Below are 15,574 nucleotides of genomic sequence, written 5' to 3'. Positions count from 1 at the left end.
AGCCCCTGCCGGGCCCGGGGCTGCTCTGTGTCAAGATCGACGGGTGGTAGAACCGAGCATCGTCACCGACCCCGCCGACCCCAGGCTCTCCGACTACACGGACCTGACGGACGTCGAGCTGCGGCGCCGCCGCGAACCCGCCGAGGGCCTGTTCATCGCCGAGGGGGAGAAGGTGATCCGCCGGGCGGTGGCGGCCGGGTTCCGGATGCGGTCGATGCTGCTCACCGCGAAGTGGCTCGACGTGATGGCCGACGTGATCGCCGACACCCCGGCGCCCGTGCACGTGGTCGAACCGGGCCTGGCCGAGGCCGTCACCGGCTACCACGTGCACCGGGGCGCGCTCGCCTCGATGGAGCGCAAGCCGCTGCCGACCGCCCCCGAACTGCTGGCCACCGCCCGCCGGGTGGCGATCCTTGAGGGGCTGGTCGACCACACCAACATCGGGGCGATCTTCCGCAGTGCCGCCGCCCTCGGGATGGACGCCGTCCTGCTCTCGCCGGACTGCGCCGACCCGCTGTACCGACGGGCCGTCAAGGTCTCGATGGGCGCGGTCTTCGCGGTCCCGTACGCCCGGCTGGACCCCTGGCCCGCCGCGCTGCAGACCGTCCGTGCGGCGGGCTTCGAGCTGCTCGCGCTCACCCCGGCCGGGGCGGACGACCTGCCCGCCGCCGCGCCGCACCTGATCCCGAAGGCGGCCGTCATGCTCGGCGCCGAGGGCGACGGCCTGACCGACCGCGCGCTCGCCGCCGCCGACCGCCGGGTCCGGATCCCGATGGCGCACGGGATCGACTCGCTGAACGTCGGCGCGGCCGCCGCCGTGACCTTCTACGCCGTGAACGCCGGGGTCTGAGCCCGGGCCGGTTCCCGAGGTCTTCGTCACTCCATCGGACGAACATGTTCGCCACGGCCTTGTTCGGAGCGAACATGTTCGTTACGCTGGAGGCATGACCCCGCCCACCGAACCGCGCAGCCGCCGTGAGCGCCCGGCCAAGCCCGCCCTGAGCCGGGCCGTCATCCTGGCCGCCGCCCTGGAGATCATGCGGGCCGAGGGCCTGCCGAAGGTCACCATGCGCCGGCTGGCCCAGGAGCTCGACACCGGCCCGGCCTCGCTCTACGTCTACGTCGCCAACACCGCCGAGCTGCACGCGGCGATCCTGGACGAGCTGCTCGGCACCCTCGCCACCCCCGCCGAGGGCAGCTGGCGCGAGCGCCTGGAGAGCCTGCTCACCGAGTACACCACCGTGCTGCTCGCGCACCCCGCGCTGGCCCGCTCGGCCCTGGTGGCCCGTCCGAGCGGCGGGCACTACCTGCGGCTGGTCGAGACCCTGCTGACCCTGCTGGAGCAGGGCGGGGTGCCGGACCGTCAGGCGGCCTGGGGGGTGGACGTGCTGCTCCAGTACGCCACCGCCACGGCCGCCGAGCACGCCACCCGGGGCGAGGCGGCCGACGCCCGGGAGGAGTGGGACACCCTGACCCGCGCCCTGCACGGCGCCGACCCGGGCACCCACCCCCGGACCGCCGCACTCGCCCCCGAGCTGGTCTCCGGCGCCCCGTGGCAGCGGCTCTCCTGGGGCATCCAGGTCCAGATCAACGGGGTGCTGCACACCCCGGCCCCGCACCCCACCGAAGGAGCAGCGTGATGACCACTCACCACCCGATCGCGATCGTCGGAGGCGGCCTCGGCGGCCTCACCCTGGCCCGGGTCCTGCACGTGCACGGCATCCCGGCGGCCGTGTACGACCTGGAGTCCTCCCCGGCGGCCCGGGGTCAGGGCGGCATGCTCGACATCCACGAGGAGTCCGGCCAGGTCGCCCTGCGGGCCGCCGGGCTGTACGAGGAGTTCCGCGCGCTGGTCCACCCCGGCGGCGAGGCGGTGCGGGTGCTGGACCGTCAGGCCGTGGTCCACCACGCCGAGTCGGACGACGGCGCCGGCCGCCGCCCGGAGGTGGACCGGGGCCGGCTGCGCGACCTGCTGCTGGGTTCGCTGCCCGAGGGCACCGTGCGCTGGGGCGCCAAGGTCGCCGAGGTCCGGTCCGGCGGCGCCGGCCCGTACGAGGTCACCCTGGCCGACGGCGGCCGGTTCACCGCCGACCTGCTGGTCGGGGCGGACGGGGCCTGGTCCAAGGTGCGCCCGCTGCTCTCCGACGCCCAACCCACGTACACCGGCGTCACGATGGTCGAGCTCGACCTGGTGGACGCGGACGCCCGGCACCCCGCCGAGGCCGCCGTGGTCGGGGGCGGCATGCTGTTCGCGCTGGGCGGCGGCCGGGGCTTCCTGGCGCACCGGGAGGGCGACGGCAGCCTGCACGTCTACGCCAGTCTCAAGGTGCCGCTCGACTGGGCGGACGCGGTCGACTTCACCGACACCGGGGCCGCCAAGGCCGCACTGCTGGCGGAGTTCGCCGACTGGGACGACAGCCTGCGCGCGCTGGTCACCGAGGCGGACGGCGCACTGACGCCCCGGGCCATCCACGCGCTGCCGGTCGGCCACCGGTGGGCCCGGGTCCCCGGCGTGACCCTGCTCGGGGACGCGGCGCACGTGATGTCCCCGTTCGCCGGGGAGGGCGCCAACCTCGCGATGCTGGACGGCGCCGAACTCGCCCTGGCGCTGGCGGCCCACCCGGCCGACACCGAAGGGGCCCTCGCGGCGTACGAGCAGGAGATGTTCGCCCGGTCCGAGGTTGCGGCCGCCGCGTCGGCCGGCAACCTGGTGCTCTGCTTCCAGGACGACGCCCCGCTCGGCCTGCTCAAGGTGTTCGCCGGCTGACCGAACCCCTCGACGGGGAGGCGGAGTTGGCGACCGGGCTCGACCGGCGGCGGACGGCGACCTAGGATCGTCCGCAGACGACATCGCGTGCCGGTCACCGGCCGGGTGAGGCATGGAGGTGTCGTGAGTGCCTTCGGAGGCATTCCACTCATGGCAGTCCAGCTCAACCACACCATCGTCCACGCGCTGAACGCGCAGGAGTCCGCCCGATTCCTGGCCGACATCCTCGGGTTGGAGGTCGGCACCCCCTGGGGGCCGTTCGTCCCGGTGGCCACCGCCAACGGCGTCACCCTCGACTTCGCGGCCGTCCCGGCCGAGATCGTGATGCAGCACTACGCCTTCCTGGTCTCGGAGGAGGAGTTCACCGCCGCCTTCGAGCGCATCCGGCAGGCGGGGATCACCTACTGGGCCGACCCGCACTTCGAGCGGCCCGGTGAGATCAACCACAACGACGGCGGGCGCGGGGTCTACTTCCTCGACCCGGCGGGCCACGGCCTGGAGATCATCACCCGCCCGTACGGCGGCTGACGGACCCTCAGGGGCGGGCGGTGGCTGTCAGCTGCCGCCCGTCCCACCGTTGCCACCGGTGCCGCCGGAGACCCCGGCGCCCGGCCAGGACTCCTCCAACTGCCCGTCCCCGCGCACGGTGTAACGCGTCGTCGAACCGGCCCCGGTGTGCGAGACCCGCTCCTCCCGGACCAGTGCACCGCTCTCGATCCGCCAGGCCGCGGTGGCCTGCGGATCGGCCACCGAGGAGCGCGAGGCCAGCAGCACGGGGGTGTCGCCGCTGAAGCCGTACAGCTGCACCAGGTCGACCGGCGCCGAACCCTCGGCCCGGCGCAGCACCACCAGGGCCGCCGGGGCGCCGTGGTAGCGCGCGGGCAGCACGGTGGTGAGGGCGACCTGCACGCCCTCCACCGCCGAACGCCCGTCCCGCAGCCGGATCGCCGGGCCGCCGGAGAGGTCGGCGTAGCTGCGGTCGGGCCAGTCCACCGCAGGCAGCGCGACGCCGACGGCGGGGCCGAGCCCGGCGTCGGCGGAGCCCTTGGCCACCGCCGCGAACGGCGCGGCGGACGGCTGGACGCCGTCGATCGAGACCGGGAGCGGGGGGCCCGAGGCGCCGGGCGCAGTCACCGCCGGTGCCGGGGGCAGCCCCTGGTTGCCGCGGCTCTCGCAGCCCTGGGCGGCCGCGATGGCCAGCGCGACCCCGACGGTGACGGTGACGAAGACCACCACCCGCTGCCGGAGCAGCCGGCGCCTGGCCTCGCCGGGTCGGCCGGGCAGGGTGTGCTGGCGGTCCCGCTGCGGGCCGCCCTGGCGCGGTGGCGGCGGTACGGGGCGGCCGTCCTGACGCTCCCTCGGCGGCTCGGCGGTGTGCGCCTGCGGCATCGGGGCGGTGCTGGACTGGCGGCCGGGACCGGCCGGGCGGCGGGCCGGCTGCGGCCGGGCGGCGACGCCCACCGGCGGCCCGGCCCGGCGGGCGGCGGGGGCCAGTACGGTGCCCCGGGAGGCGAGTTCGGTCAGCCGCTCGTGCAGCGCCGCGGCGGCCGGCCGCTCGGCGGGCTCCTTGGCCAGGCAGGCCCGGACCAGCGGCGCCAGCGAGGGCGGGACGGCGGAGAGGTCGGGCTCCTCGTGCACCACCCGGTAGAGCATCACCTCGGAGGAGGCGCCGGAGCCGAACGGCGAGTCCCCGGTGAGGGCGTACGCCAGGGTGGCGCCGAACGCGAACACGTCGGTGGCGGGCGTCACGGCCGCCCCCCTGACCTGCTCGGGCGCCAGGAAGCCGGGGGAGCCGACGGCGGTGCCGACGTGGGTGAGCGTGCTGGCGCCGCGCGACCAGGCGATGCCGAAGTCGATGATCCGCGGACCCTTGGGCGAGAGCAGGATGTTGGAGGGCTTGAGGTCGCGGTGCACCACCCCGGCCTCGTGCACCTTGACCAGCCCGTCGGCCAGCGCGGCACCGATCCGGGCCGCCTCCGGCCAGGGCAGCGGCCCCTCCTCGCCGACCCGCTTGTACAGCGAGGGCCCGGGGACGTACGCGGTGGCCAGCCAGGGCCGCTCGGTCTCGATGTCCGAGGCGACCACCCGAGCGGTGCAGCCGCCCCGGATCTTCGAGGCGGCTGCGATCTCGCGGGCGAACCGGGTGCGGAACTCGGCGTCCTCGGCCAACTCGGCCCGGATCAGCTTGAGCGCGACCCGCTGACCCTTGCGGTCCGACCCGAGGTAGACCACCCCCATGCCGCCGGCGCCGAGCCGACGGTGCAGCCGGTAGGGGCCGACGATGCGGGGGTCCTCACGCCTCAGCCGCATCATCGCCATAGTCAGTTCTTCCCGTCAGCCTGAAGGGTGAGACCCCGTCGGTTGGGCCACCGTCAGAATCCTGTTCCGGCACAGCTTACGGACTCCGTGCTGCGGTGTGCTGATACGCAACACCCGGCAGGCCGGTCGGATTGTCGGATCTGCCCGGACGGCCGCACCGACCAGCGCCGGAGCATCCCCTCGGGGTAGCTCTCAGGGTTGCCTCGGGGATCGCCGCCACCCGGTCTCCGCCTCCGGTAGTACGCGGGGTGACCCGGCGTCATCCTCGGGGATGCCCACCGACGGTACGCGGGCATGACGACCCCGTCGGTGGCTCCCCATACCTTTGTTCATAGCGGTGGGCGGCCCGGCTCGTCCCCCGAGGTGAACCGCCCACCGCGACGCTGACACCAGCTCAGGGACCACGACAGAGAAGGCAGGAGCACCGACCATGGCCACCCAGCTCACCGAAGCCGGCCGACGCCGCATCGGGATCCGCCAGGCGCCCGCCCGCTCCACCGAGCAGGGCACCCGGCACCCGGCGGTGGCCGTGGCCATGGTGCTCCCCTTCGCCGTCGCCCTGCTGTTGTTCTTCGGCGGCTGGGAGCACCTGGCGACACAGACCAGGGCCGTCGCCGATCTGATCGGGCGCTGACCTCTGGGGAGAGGTCGGCGTCGGCCGGGAGTGCACCGTCAGGGACAACGCGGACGGGCGGAGACGGTGCACCGCACTCCGGCAGCACGAGCAGGGGCCGGGCACGGGTCGTCGGTGAGGGCGACCCGTACCCGGCCCCTGCTGCCGTACCAACTGCCGGACGCAGGAAGGGCCGTGATCCGGTGTCGGATCACGGCCCTTCGAACTGCGGTGCGCGATACTGGGATTGAACCAGTGACCCCTTCCGTGTCAGGGAAGTGCTCTCCCGCTGAGCTAATCGCGCGGGTGGTGGTGCGGTACAGCAGTCGGACCCGAGAGGTCCGAGTGCGCGATACTGGGATTGAACCAGTGACCCCTTCCGTGTCAGGGAAGTGCTCTCCCGCTGAGCTAATCGCGCGGGTGGTGGTGCGGTACAGCAGTCGGACCCGAGGGGACCGAGTGCGCGATACTGGGATTGAACCAGTGACCCCTTCCGTGTCAGGGAAGTGCTCTCCCGCTGAGCTAATCGCGCGGGGAGGGCCCTGGCGAACCAGGGACACCTCTTGGAGGTGGAGACGGGATTTGAACCCGTGTACACGGCTTTGCAGGCCGTTGCCTCGCCTCTCGGCCACTCCACCAGGCAACACACACAGAAGAACGACCCTACACTGTTCTTCGTCGAGCGGACGACGAGATTCGAACTCGCGACCCTCACCTTGGCAAGGTGATGCTCTACCAACTGAGCCACGTCCGCCTGTCTCCCGGTCACTTCACCGCTTGTTTGCGGCTCCGTTTCCCGGCGACGTGTTGAACTTTAGCGGATTCCTGGGCCAGCTCAAATTCCGTTCCCGCAGCGTGGCGCCGGGGTGCCTCCGAAGTGGCACCCCGTCAGCTTCCCGGCGGGTCCGTGGCCGACCCCGGAGAGCCCCTCCGACCTACACTTCAAGCCACCGCAGTCCCTCCCCGCTCCTGGTCCTGTACCGCCCGGAGCAGCACCGAAACCGCGCAGGAGAACCGTGTCCGGCCGCACCGCACCCCATGCCACCGCCGCCCCGATGGCCCGATTCGGCGGGCGGCTGGCGACCGGCCTGCGCGAGGTCAGCTCGGATCCGGCGGTGCTGGACGGCTCCGGGTTCTGGGCCGTCGCGTACGACTTCGAGGGCCGGCTCACCTGCGCCCGCTTCGACGAGGTCCGGCCGGACCCGGCTCCGCCGCGTACCGACGGGTGGGCCGGCCCCGCGCCGGACAGCTGGCACAGCTCGCTCGACCGGGACGCCTACACGGCGGGCGTGCGCCGGATCCGCGAACACATCGCGGCGGGCGAGGTCTACCAGGCCAACCTCTGCCGGGTGCTCTCCGCGCCGCTGCCCGATCCGGCCCGGAGCGACATCGACGCGCTCACCGGGCTGCTCGCGCACGGCAACCCGGCCCCGTACGCGGGCACCCTCCGGCTGCCGGAGCACGGCGTCGAGATCGCCACCGCCTCGCCCGAGCTGTACCTGCGCCGGGACGGCCGGGCGGTCTCCTCCGGGCCGATCAAGGGCACCGGCCGGACCGAGCACGACCTGCTGGCGAAGGACCACGCCGAGAACGTGATGATCGTCGACCTGGTCCGCAACGACCTGGGCCGGGTCTGCGACACCGGCAGCGTCACGGTGCCCGACCTCTGCGTGGTCGAGAAGCACCCCGGCCTGGTCCACCTGGTCTCCACCGTCGCGGGCCGGCTGCACGGCGGCGCGGGCTGGGGCGCGCTGTTCGACGCCACCTTCCCGCCCGGCTCGGTCACCGGCGCCCCGAAGTCCAGCGCACTGCGGATCATCGACGCGCTGGAGACCGCCGCCCGCGGCCCCTACTGCGGCGCGATCGGCTGGGTGGACGCGGACCGGGGCGAAGCCGAACTCGCGGTCGGCATCCGGACGTTCTGGATCGACCGGGCCGATCCGGGCGCCCCGGTGCTGCGGTTCGGCACCGGCGCGGGGATCACCTGGGGCTCGGACCCGGAGCGCGAGTGGGACGAGACCGAACTCAAGGCCGCCCGGCTGGTCGCGATAGCGTCGGGCACGGCACCGCACCTTAGGAGCAGCAACTGATGATCTGGGTCAACGACTCCCTGGTCGACGACGGCGACGCCGCCGTCTCGGTCCTCGACCACGGACTCACCGTCGGCGACGGTGTCTTCGAGACCGTGAAGGCGGTGGACGGGCAGCCGTTCGCCCTCACCAGGCACCTGGACCGGCTCAGCCGCTCCGCCCACGGCCTCGGCCTGACCGCCCCCGACCACGAGCTGGTCCGCGAGGGCGTGGCCCGGGTCCTGGCCGCCAACCCGATGCCGCTCGGCCGGCTCCGGATCACCTGCACCGGCGGCATCTCCCCGCTCGGCTCCGAGCGCGGCACCGACCCGACCACCCTGCTGATCGCGCTCGGCAGCGCCGCCCGGCGGCCCGACACCACCGCCGTGCACACCGTGCCCTGGCGCCGGAACGAGCACAGCGCGGTGGCCGGCCTGAAGACCACCTCCTACGCGGAGAACGTGGTCGCGCTGGCCGCAGCCCACCGGGCCGGTGCCTCGGAGGCGATCTTCGCCAACACGGCGGGACAGCTCTGCGAGGGGACCGGGTCGAACATCTTCGTGGTGCTCGGTGGCCGGCTGCTCACCCCGACCCTCGCCTCCGGCTGCCTGGCCGGCATCACCCGGCAACTGGTGATCGAGTGGACCGGCGCCGAGGAGACGGACCTCCCGTTCGAGGTGCTGGCCGAGGCGGAGGAGGCGTTCCTCACCTCCACCCTGCGGGACGTCCAGGCGATCGGGCGGATCGACGGCCGCGAGCTCCCCGCCCCGGGGCCGGTCACCCTCAAGGCGATGGCCCAGTTCGCGGAGCGCGCGGCGGACGACCTCGATCCCTGATCGTCAGGCGGCGCAGCAAGGTGCACCACCAGGGGCTCGGGGAACGGCGACGGCTCGTGGTCGGCGGGCATCACGGCGAAAGTGCCTGACCACCTACCCGACGATCACCTCGCACGGGCCGGCGTCGCAGTTCCCCGAGCCCCTGGGTGGGTTGCTCGGAGTGCGGAGGGGAAAGGTCACCGCATGACCACCACCTTACGTCCGGAGTCCCCCGAGGAGTTGCTGCCCAGTGGGGGGCGGAGCCGGCGGTGGTTGATCTGTGTGAACGGGCGGCCGGTGGGCGGCTTGCGGACCAGTGCGCGGCCGTACGGGGACCAGCTCTGGGGTGAGATCTCCCAGTTGGAGGTCACCGAGGGGCGGCGGCGCGGCCGGGCCACCGTCGGGGCGCTGGCTGCGGAGGAGGTCCTGCGGGCGTGGGACTGTCGGCGGGTGGACGTCAGCTTCTCCGCCGGGAACGACGCCGCGCGCGGACTGGCCGAGACCCTCGGCTACACCGAGCGGATGCTGAACATGGTCCAGGAGCTTGCCCAACCAGCAGATCTGCCAATGGAGTTGACGGTCCGTCCAATCGGCCCGGAGCGGTACGGGAGCTGGCTGGAGCAGACCAAGGCGGGGTACCTGCACGACCTGACCGGCTCCGGTGTCGGCGAGCAGGCCGCCCGGGCCAAGGTGGAGAACGACCATCAGCGGTTGCTGTGTGAAGGGCATGCCACCCCGGGCACCGCCCTGCGCGAACTCACGGACGCGCAGGGCGTGTTGCTGGGGTCGTTGTGGCTGACGCTCCGTCAGGAGGTGCAGTCGGACGGCGAGGCGCTGGCCTGGGTGATGAGCGTCGCGGTCGAACCGGAGCACCGGGGCCACGGGTACGGCCGGGCCCTGATGCTGCTCGCCGAACGCGAGTGCCTGGCGGCCGGGGTGCGCCGCCTCGGGCTGAACGTCTTCAGCGGCAACACCGTGGCGGTCCGGCTCTACGAGTCGCTCGGCTACCGGACCACCCGTCGGATCATGGGCAAGTCACTGGCCTGAGCCCACCGGCCGGCCCGAACCCACCGGCCCGAGCTCACTGCTCCGCGCCGGTCCGGGCCGCCTCGATGATCGCGACGATCCGCTCGCGCAGCCCGTCCTGGCTCTTGCCGCCGTCCAGCCGCTGCCCGGCGATCACGTACGTCGGGGTGCCGGTGATGCCGATCGCCTTGCCCTCGGCCTGGTCGGCGTCGACCACCAGCATGTGCCGCCCGTCGATCAGGGAGAGCTCGACCTCCTCGGCGTCCAGTCCGAGCTCACCGGCCAGCGCGGTGAGCACCGGCTGCCCGGCCCTGGCGAGGTCCTCGCAGCGGGCCAGCAGGGCCTCCGCGTACGCCCAGCCCTGCCCCTGGGCGAAGGCCTCCTCGGTGGCTTCGGCGGCGGGGTAGGCGTGCTTGTTCTTCTCGAGCGGGAAGTGCCGCAGCTCGATGGCCAAGGCGTCACCGTACTGCGCGCGCAGCGCCCGTACGTCGGCCAGGGCGGTGCGGCAGTCCGGGCACTGGAGGTCGCACCAGAACTCGAGGCGGGGGAGGGGGGCGTCGGTCATGCCCCCAGTCTTCCATCCGCCACGGGCTGCCGAGGTCGTCAGCCCGTGCTGACGGTCTCGGCCCGCTGCCGGGCCCGGTAGGCGGCCACGTGCAGGCGGTTGCCGCAGGTCCGGCTGTCGCAGTAGCGGCGGGAGCGGTTGCGGGAGAGGTCGACGAAGACCCGGGCGCAGTCCGGCGCCTCGCAGCGGCGCAGCCGCTCGCGTTCGCCGGCCATCACGATGAAGGCCAGCGCCATGCCCAGTTCGGCGGCCAGGTGGTCGCCCAGGGCGGCGTGCGGGGCGAAGTAGTGGATGTGCCAGTCGTGCTGGTCGTGGTTGGTCAGCCGGGGCGTGGTGCCGGCGGCCGCGACCACCGCGTTGACCAGTTCGGCCGCCTGCACGGTGGAGTCGGCCGAGAACACCTCGCGCAGCCGGGTCCGGAGCCGGTGGACGGCCGCCAGGTCGGCGGCGGTGAGCGAGTCGACCTCGCTGATCCGGTGCCGGGCGACGAAGGCGCCGAGGGCCGCCAGGTCCGGGAACTGCTCGCTGCCGCAGGCATCGGCCGAGGTGTTGAGCAGCTCGACCAGAATGCCCAGCGCGCATTCGGTGTCATGGGTGATCAGCACGTGGGGCTCCTCGCGCGGCGAGGGGCCGGCGGCCCCCGCGTCGGTCGTCACGGTGGACTCTACCGGGAGTGCCGGTGGCGGCGCGGTGTCCTCGGCCGGGCCCGGCCCGGTGGCGGAACGGGCGAAGACCCCGGTCCGCACCTGGGATGGGCGAACCGGGGCCTGGCCCCGAGGCCGCTTGCTGGGCGGCTGTGAGTGCGACCGTGCCCCCGAGTAGGACGGACGCGGTGGCGGGAGTACCCGGACGTCGAGGCGGTCAGCTCTCGGCGAGGATGTGGGACAGTTCCCGGTCGAGGTCGAAGTGACGGTGTTCGGTGCCGGGTGGCACCGCGGCATCGGTGCGCTTGAGGAAAGACTCGAGCGCGCGAGCCGGGGCTTCCAGCAGGGCTTCTCCTTCCGGAGAACTCAGGGCGATGCAGACCACCCCCTGACCGTGGCTGCGCGAGGGCCACACCCGGACGTCGCCGGTACCGGTGGGTCGGTGCAGCCCCTCCGCGAGGAGGTCGCGGGCGAACACCCACTCGACGGTCTCGTCGGCACCCGTATGGAAGGTGGCGTGCACGGCATAGGGGTCGGCAGTGTCGTAGCGCAGGCCCGCGGGGACGGGCAGTGACGACTCGCTGGACACGATGAGGCGCAGGTGCAGCTCGCAGCTGACCGTGGTGTTCATAAGCGCCAGGGCCTTTCGCTCAGTGTGCGCTCGGGGAATCGCACGTCGGCGAACGGACCATCCCACCTGAAAGCCCGGTGTAAACCCGTCTGTCCCGATTCAGGCGCGAGTCGTACCCCTTCCGGCGCATTGCAGAATCGCTACGGCAGCCGGAACGGCCGCGCCAGGACTGGGGACTCCGGTAGTTTTCGCCGTATGGCTGTACGAAACGACAATCCCGAGCCCGCGAGCCCGGCGCAGGCGCCGGCCGAGACCCCGGAGGCCGGTCTCGGATCCAAGGCTCCGCACTTCATCCGACGGTCCAGGCCGCTGCACCTCAGCTGGCAGGTGGCGATCTTCCTGGTCGGCCTGGCGGTGGTCGCACTCGGCGTGGTCATGCTGCCGCTGCCCGGTCCGGGCTGGGTGGTCATCTTCCTCGGCATGGGCATCTGGGCGACCGAGTTCGTCTGGGCCCAGCTGGTGCTGCGGTGGACCAAACGCAAGGTGACCGAGGCGGCACAGCGCGCGCTCGACCCCGAGGTGCGGCGGCGCAACCTCATCATCACCGCCGTCGGCGTGGTGATCATCGCGGGCCTCGGCGGCTGGTACCTGTGGAAGTACGGGCTCACCATGCCGTGGAAGCTGAGCTGACCGCCGGGGGTGTTCGGAGCACCCCGCGGCATGCGGTAATGTTTTCCCTGCACCCGGGCGATTAGCTCAGCGGGAGAGCACTTCGTTCACACCGAAGGGGTCACTGGTTCGATCCCAGTATCGCCCACCGGAATGCACGGAAGGCCCCGGCCAATTCAATTGGCCGGGGCCTTCTGCTCTTTCCGGGTTCTGTTCCGGGGCGGGCTGATTCCGCATCAGTCCCCGCGGCCGGTACGGGAGCTGGGGATCCGGTTTGCGGAGTCACCCCCAAGTGGTGCTAGTCTTCTTCTCGTTGCCCGGGCGATTAGCTCAGCGGGAGAGCACTTCGTTCACACCGAAGGGGTCACTGGTTCGATCCCAGTATCGCCCACCCGGCGTCAACACTCAGGCCCCGACCGGAAGTTCGGTCGGGGCCTGAGTCGTTCCCGGAAGCGGTGCTCAGGCCGCCGCCTCGCAGCGGTGGTCGAGGGCGAGCCGTCGGCCGCAGGCGCAGCGGGCCGGGCGCAGCGGCCAGGCGAAGTCCACCCGCTCCCGGGTGCCCTCGCGGTCGAACCAGTTCTGCAACCCCCGGGCCTGGGCGGCGTGCCAGACCGCCTGACGCAGGTGCAGCTCGGCCGGGGTCAGCCCGCCGAGCGGGGCCGCGTACCTGCGGCCCAGTGCGCGGACCAGGTGCAGGGTGGCGGTCGCGTCGGCGGTGGCGTCGTGCGCGCCGTCCAGCATCACGCCGTAGTGCGCGCACAGGTCGGTGAGGGTGCGGCGGCCCTTGCGGTAGCGGTCGACGTACTTGTCCATCACCCGGGGGTCCAGCACCAGCAGTTCGGTCCGGCCCAGGCTCTCGGCGAGTGAGAGGCCGCGGTGCCGGCGCAGCTCGCGGTCCAGCAGGGTGAGGTCGAACGGGGCGTTCATCACCACCAACGGCACGTGCGCCAGGGCCTGTTCGGCCAGCGCGCGGGCGATCTCGGCGACCACCACCCGGGGCGGCCGGCCGAAGTCCCTGGCCCGCTGGTCGGTGATCCCGTGCACGGCGCGGGCGGCGTCCGGGATCGGTACCCCCGGATCGGCCAGCCAGCTCACGGTACGGGCCGGAGCGGTGGGTGTGGTCTGCACCACCAGTGCGGCCGAGACGATCCGGTCGGTCTCGACGTCCACACCGGTGGTCTCGGTGTCGAAAGAGGCGAGTGGGCCCTGATACCAGGGCGGAGTGTGTGGCACGGCTGCGGCCCCCGATCACCACCTGGCGGTGCCCGGCGCGCCACCGAGGACCAGTGGCGCGCCGGGCAGAGCGGCGTTCTGCCTTGGTGATACCGCAGTTGACGCCCCCTCAATCCCGCCGTTCGACGCGTCGTCGCCGCCAGGGGTATATGGGTGCGCGGTCGGGCCTCCGCTCTCGGTACCATCGGACTCGCGCAGCATGGTGCTGCGGCCCACAGATGTCAGGAGAGACCGGTGACCGACGTCCGGATCATCATCAACCGCGAACCCGATCGGGAAGAGCGCGTGGTGACCACGGGCACTACCGCCGCCGAGCTCTTCGCCGACGACCGCTCGATCATCGCGGCCCGGGTCGCGGGCGCGCTGAAGGACCTGGCGTACCAGGTCCAGGACGGCGACGAGGTCGAGCCCGTCGTGATCTCCAGCAAGGACGGCCTGGACATCCTGCGGCACTCCACCGCGCACGTGATGGCGCAGGCCGTGCAGCAGCTCTTCCCGGAGGCCAAGCTCGGCATCGGCCCGCCGGTCAAGGACGGCTTCTACTACGACTTCGACGTCGAGAAGCCGTTCCACCCCGATGACCTCAAGGCCATCGAGAAGAAGATGCAGGAGATCATCAAGCGCGGGCAGAAGTTCTCCCGCCGGGTGGTCACCGACGAGGCCGCCACCGCCGAGCTGGCCGCCGAGCCGTACAAGCTGGAGCTGATCGGCCTCAAGGGGTCGGCCGCCAGCGCGGGCGAGGGCGCGGACGTCGAGGTGGGCGGCGCCGAGCTGACCATCTACGACAACCTGGACGCCAAGTCCGGCGAGCACTGCTGGGGCGACCTCTGCCGCGGCCCGCACCTGCCGTCGACCCGGCACATCCCGGCGTTCAAGCTGATGCGCAACGCGGCCGCCTACTGGCGCGGCAGCGAGAAGAACCCGATGCTGCAGCGCATCTACGGCACCGCGTGGCCGACCAAGGACGAGCTCAAGGCGCACCTGGAGTTCCTGGAGGAGGCCGCCAAGCGCGACCACCGCAAGCTGGGCTCTGAGCTGGACCTGTTCTCCATCCCGGAGGAGATCGGCTCCGGCCTGGCGGTGTTCCACCCCAAGGGCGGCATCATGCGCCGGGTGATGGAGGACTACTCGCGCAAGCGGCACGAGGAGGCGGACTACGAGTTCGTCTACACCCCGCACGCCACCAAGGGCAGCCTGTTCGAGCTCTCCGGCCACCTGGACTGGTACGCCGACGGGATGTACCCGCCCATGAAGCTCGACGGCGAGGTGGACTACTACCTCAAGCCGATGAACTGCCCGATGCACAACCTGATCTACCGCTCGCGCGGCCGCTCGTACCGCGAACTGCCGCTCCGGCTCTTCGAGTTCGGCACCGTGTACCGGTACGAGAAGTCCGGCGTGGTGCACGGCCTGACCCGGGCCCGCGGCTTCACCCAGGACGACGCGCACATCTACTGCACCCGTGAGCAGATGGCGGACGAGCTCGACTCGCTGCTCACCTTCGTGCTGGACCTGCTGCGCGACTACGGGCTGAACGACTTCTACCTGGAGCTCTCCACCAAGGACCCGGAGAAGTTCATCGGCTCGGACGAGGACTGGGAGGAGGCCACCGAGACCCTGCGGGCGGCCGCCGAGAAGCAGGGCCTCGAGCTGGTGCTCGACCCGGCCGGTGCGGCGTTCTACGGCCCGAAGATCTCGGTGCAGGCACGGGACGCGATCGGGCGCACCTGGCAGATGTCGACCATCCAGGTCGACTTCCAGCTGCCGCAGCGCTTCGAGCTGGAGTTCCAGGGCTCGGACGGCAACCGGCAGCGGCCGGTCATGATCCACCGGGCGCTGTTCGGCTCGATCGAGCGGTTCTTCGCGGTGCTGCTGGAGCACTACGCCGGCGCCATGCCGCCGTGGCTCGCCCCGGTCACCGTGGTCGGCATTCCGATCACCGACGAGCACATCCCGTACCTGCGGGACGTCGCGGCCGAGCTGAAGAAGCAGGGCATCCGGGTCGAGGTCGACTCCTCGGACGACCGGATGCAGAAGAAGATCCGCAACGCCCAGCGCAGCAAGGTGCCGTTCATGCTGATCGCCGGCAACGACGACGTCGAGGCGGGCGCGGTCTCCTTCCGCTACCGCAACGGCGAGCAGAAGAACGGCGTGCCGCTGGCCGAGGCGGTCGCCGAGATCGTCGACGCCGTCCAGCGCCGGATCCAGGTCTGACCGAGGTCCCGCGCAGGCGGGAGTGATCCCGACCCCGAGAAGTTCATCGGGTCCGGTGAGGACGTAGTC

14 protein-coding genes, 7 tRNA genes and 1 pseudogene are annotated in these 15,574 nt (G+C 72.3%); 12 read left to right on the top strand and 10 right to left on the bottom strand.

What is annotated here, in order from left to right:
• Positions 1-43 precede the first annotated feature (43 nt).
• The 4 genes from ACIRPK_RS02150 to ACIRPK_RS02135 all read left to right on the top strand — a co-directional run bounded on the left by ACIRPK_RS02150 (position 44) and on the right by ACIRPK_RS02135 (position 3,295).
• On the top strand, positions 44-850 hold the full coding sequence (locus tag ACIRPK_RS02150; RefSeq protein WP_403031622.1) for a TrmH family RNA methyltransferase: 807 nt from the start codon (positions 44-46) through the stop codon (positions 848-850).
• Between the two features lie 94 nt (positions 851-944).
• A complete protein-coding gene (locus ACIRPK_RS02145) occupies positions 945-1,640 on the top strand; it encodes a TetR/AcrR family transcriptional regulator (RefSeq protein WP_403031619.1) in 696 nt (231 codons plus the stop codon).
• Entirely contained in the window at positions 1,640-2,767 is a 1,128-nt protein-coding gene (locus ACIRPK_RS02140; RefSeq protein ID WP_403031616.1) for an FAD-dependent oxidoreductase, read from the top strand. Before ACIRPK_RS02145 ends, ACIRPK_RS02140 begins: the two co-directional genes overlap by 1 nt.
• A gap of 150 nt (positions 2,768-2,917) precedes the next feature.
• A complete protein-coding gene (locus ACIRPK_RS02135) occupies positions 2,918-3,295 on the top strand; it encodes a VOC family protein (RefSeq protein ID WP_403031613.1) in 378 nt (125 codons plus the stop codon).
• A gap of 564 nt (positions 3,296-3,859) precedes the next feature.
• Here ACIRPK_RS02135 and ACIRPK_RS02130 read toward each other — a convergent pair.
• A pseudogene (locus tag ACIRPK_RS02130) lies at positions 3,860-5,086 on the bottom strand (protein kinase); the annotation flags it as partial.
• A gap of 430 nt (positions 5,087-5,516) precedes the next feature.
• On the opposite strand from ACIRPK_RS02130, the gene ACIRPK_RS02125 reads away from it, so the two are divergent.
• Positions 5,517-5,720, top strand: a complete 204-nt coding sequence (locus tag ACIRPK_RS02125; protein ID WP_403031610.1) for a hypothetical protein — start codon at positions 5,517-5,519, stop codon at positions 5,718-5,720.
• Between the two features lie 211 nt (positions 5,721-5,931).
• Here the strand turns inward: ACIRPK_RS02125 and ACIRPK_RS02120 are convergent.
• The 5 genes from ACIRPK_RS02120 to ACIRPK_RS02100 form a co-directional block, all read right to left on the bottom strand.
• Positions 5,932-6,003, bottom strand: a tRNA-Val gene (locus tag ACIRPK_RS02120).
• Positions 6,004-6,045: 42 nt separating this feature from the next.
• Positions 6,046-6,117, bottom strand: a tRNA-Val gene (locus tag ACIRPK_RS02115).
• A 42-nt stretch (positions 6,118-6,159) separates the two neighbouring features.
• Positions 6,160-6,231, bottom strand: a tRNA-Val gene (locus tag ACIRPK_RS02110).
• Between the two features lie 32 nt (positions 6,232-6,263).
• Positions 6,264-6,337: transfer RNA gene (locus ACIRPK_RS02105), tRNA-Cys, on the bottom strand.
• A 43-nt stretch (positions 6,338-6,380) separates the two neighbouring features.
• Positions 6,381-6,453: transfer RNA gene (locus tag ACIRPK_RS02100), tRNA-Gly, on the bottom strand.
• Positions 6,454-6,754: 301 nt separating this feature from the next.
• On the opposite strand from ACIRPK_RS02100, the gene ACIRPK_RS02095 reads away from it, so the two are divergent.
• The 3 genes from ACIRPK_RS02095 (at position 6,755) to ACIRPK_RS02085 (ending at position 9,630) form a co-directional block, all read left to right on the top strand.
• The gene (locus ACIRPK_RS02095) at positions 6,755-7,789 is read left to right on the top strand and encodes a chorismate-binding protein (protein ID WP_403032708.1); all 1,035 of its coding nucleotides are present in this window, start codon (positions 6,755-6,757) and stop codon (positions 7,787-7,789) included.
• The gene (locus tag ACIRPK_RS02090; protein WP_403031607.1) at positions 7,789-8,604 is read left to right on the top strand and encodes an aminotransferase class IV; all 816 of its coding nucleotides are present in this window, start codon (positions 7,789-7,791) and stop codon (positions 8,602-8,604) included. The genes ACIRPK_RS02095 and ACIRPK_RS02090 overlap by 1 nt, the downstream gene beginning before the upstream one ends.
• A 183-nt stretch (positions 8,605-8,787) precedes the next feature.
• Positions 8,788-9,630: a GNAT family N-acetyltransferase gene (locus ACIRPK_RS02085; RefSeq protein ID WP_403031604.1), complete on the top strand. Its 843-nt coding sequence runs from the start codon at positions 8,788-8,790 to the stop codon at positions 9,628-9,630.
• Between the two features lie 34 nt (positions 9,631-9,664).
• On the opposite strand, the gene ACIRPK_RS02080 is transcribed toward ACIRPK_RS02085, so the two are convergent.
• From ACIRPK_RS02080 to ACIRPK_RS02070, 3 genes are all read right to left on the bottom strand, one after another.
• Complete coding sequence (locus ACIRPK_RS02080; protein WP_403031601.1) at positions 9,665-10,174, bottom strand: DsbA family protein; 510 nt, start codon at positions 10,172-10,174, stop codon at positions 9,665-9,667.
• A gap of 38 nt (positions 10,175-10,212) precedes the next feature.
• Entirely contained in the window at positions 10,213-10,779 is a 567-nt protein-coding gene (locus ACIRPK_RS02075) for a CGNR zinc finger domain-containing protein (protein WP_403032705.1), read from the bottom strand.
• A gap of 256 nt (positions 10,780-11,035) precedes the next feature.
• A complete protein-coding gene (locus ACIRPK_RS02070) occupies positions 11,036-11,449 on the bottom strand; it encodes an SsgA family sporulation/cell division regulator (protein ID WP_030056266.1) in 414 nt (137 codons plus the stop codon).
• A gap of 195 nt (positions 11,450-11,644) precedes the next feature.
• Here ACIRPK_RS02070 and ACIRPK_RS02065 point away from each other — a divergent pair, with 195 nt between their 5' ends.
• From ACIRPK_RS02065 to ACIRPK_RS02055, 3 genes are all read left to right on the top strand, one after another.
• A complete protein-coding gene (locus ACIRPK_RS02065; protein WP_403031598.1) occupies positions 11,645-12,079 on the top strand; it encodes a TIGR02611 family protein in 435 nt (144 codons plus the stop codon).
• A gap of 55 nt (positions 12,080-12,134) precedes the next feature.
• A tRNA-Val gene (locus ACIRPK_RS02060) sits at positions 12,135-12,206 on the top strand.
• Positions 12,207-12,377: 171 nt separating this feature from the next.
• Positions 12,378-12,449 (top strand) — tRNA-Val (locus ACIRPK_RS02055).
• A 68-nt stretch (positions 12,450-12,517) separates the two neighbouring features.
• Here ACIRPK_RS02055 and ACIRPK_RS02050 read toward each other — a convergent pair.
• Positions 12,518-13,291 carry an exonuclease domain-containing protein gene (locus ACIRPK_RS02050; protein ID WP_403031596.1) on the bottom strand — a complete coding sequence of 258 codons (774 nt, stop codon included), beginning with the start codon at positions 13,289-13,291 and terminating at the stop codon, positions 12,518-12,520.
• A 234-nt stretch (positions 13,292-13,525) separates the two neighbouring features.
• On the opposite strand from ACIRPK_RS02050, the gene thrS reads away from it, so the two are divergent.
• Positions 13,526-15,505, top strand: a complete 1,980-nt coding sequence (gene thrS, locus ACIRPK_RS02045; protein ID WP_403031594.1) for a threonine--tRNA ligase — start codon at positions 13,526-13,528, stop codon at positions 15,503-15,505.
• Positions 15,506-15,574: the final 69 nt, after the last annotated feature.

Source organism: Kitasatospora sp. NPDC101801 (genome assembly GCF_044766665.1).
GTDB lineage: Bacteria > Actinomycetota > Actinomycetes > Streptomycetales > Streptomycetaceae > Kitasatospora.
Note: the sequence above shows the minus strand (reverse complement) of the source record. Positions and strands in the feature narration are given on the sequence as shown.

Excerpts from the sequence above, each read along its gene's own strand:
- ACIRPK_RS02145 (WP_403031619.1), top strand. The coding sequence starts at position 945 with ATGACCCCGCCCACCGAACCGCGCAGCCGCCGTGAGCGCCCGGCCAAG.
- ACIRPK_RS02140 (WP_403031616.1), top strand. The coding sequence starts at position 1,640 with ATGACCACTCACCACCCGATCGCGATCGTCGGAGGCGGCCTCGGCGGC.
- ACIRPK_RS02135 (WP_403031613.1), top strand. The coding sequence starts at position 2,918 with ATGGCAGTCCAGCTCAACCACACCATCGTCCACGCGCTGAACGCGCAG.
- ACIRPK_RS02125 (WP_403031610.1), top strand. The coding sequence starts at position 5,517 with ATGGCCACCCAGCTCACCGAAGCCGGCCGACGCCGCATCGGGATCCGC.
- ACIRPK_RS02095 (WP_403032708.1), top strand. The coding sequence starts at position 6,755 with ATGGCCCGATTCGGCGGGCGGCTGGCGACCGGCCTGCGCGAGGTCAGC.
- ACIRPK_RS02090 (WP_403031607.1), top strand. The coding sequence starts at position 7,789 with ATGATCTGGGTCAACGACTCCCTGGTCGACGACGGCGACGCCGCCGTC.
- ACIRPK_RS02085 (WP_403031604.1), top strand. The coding sequence starts at position 8,788 with ATGACCACCACCTTACGTCCGGAGTCCCCCGAGGAGTTGCTGCCCAGT.
- ACIRPK_RS02080 (WP_403031601.1), bottom strand. The coding sequence starts at position 10,174 with ATGACCGACGCCCCCCTCCCCCGCCTCGAGTTCTGGTGCGACCTCCAG.
- ACIRPK_RS02070 (WP_030056266.1), bottom strand. The coding sequence starts at position 11,449 with ATGAACACCACGGTCAGCTGCGAGCTGCACCTGCGCCTCATCGTGTCC.
- ACIRPK_RS02065 (WP_403031598.1), top strand. The coding sequence starts at position 11,645 with ATGGCTGTACGAAACGACAATCCCGAGCCCGCGAGCCCGGCGCAGGCG.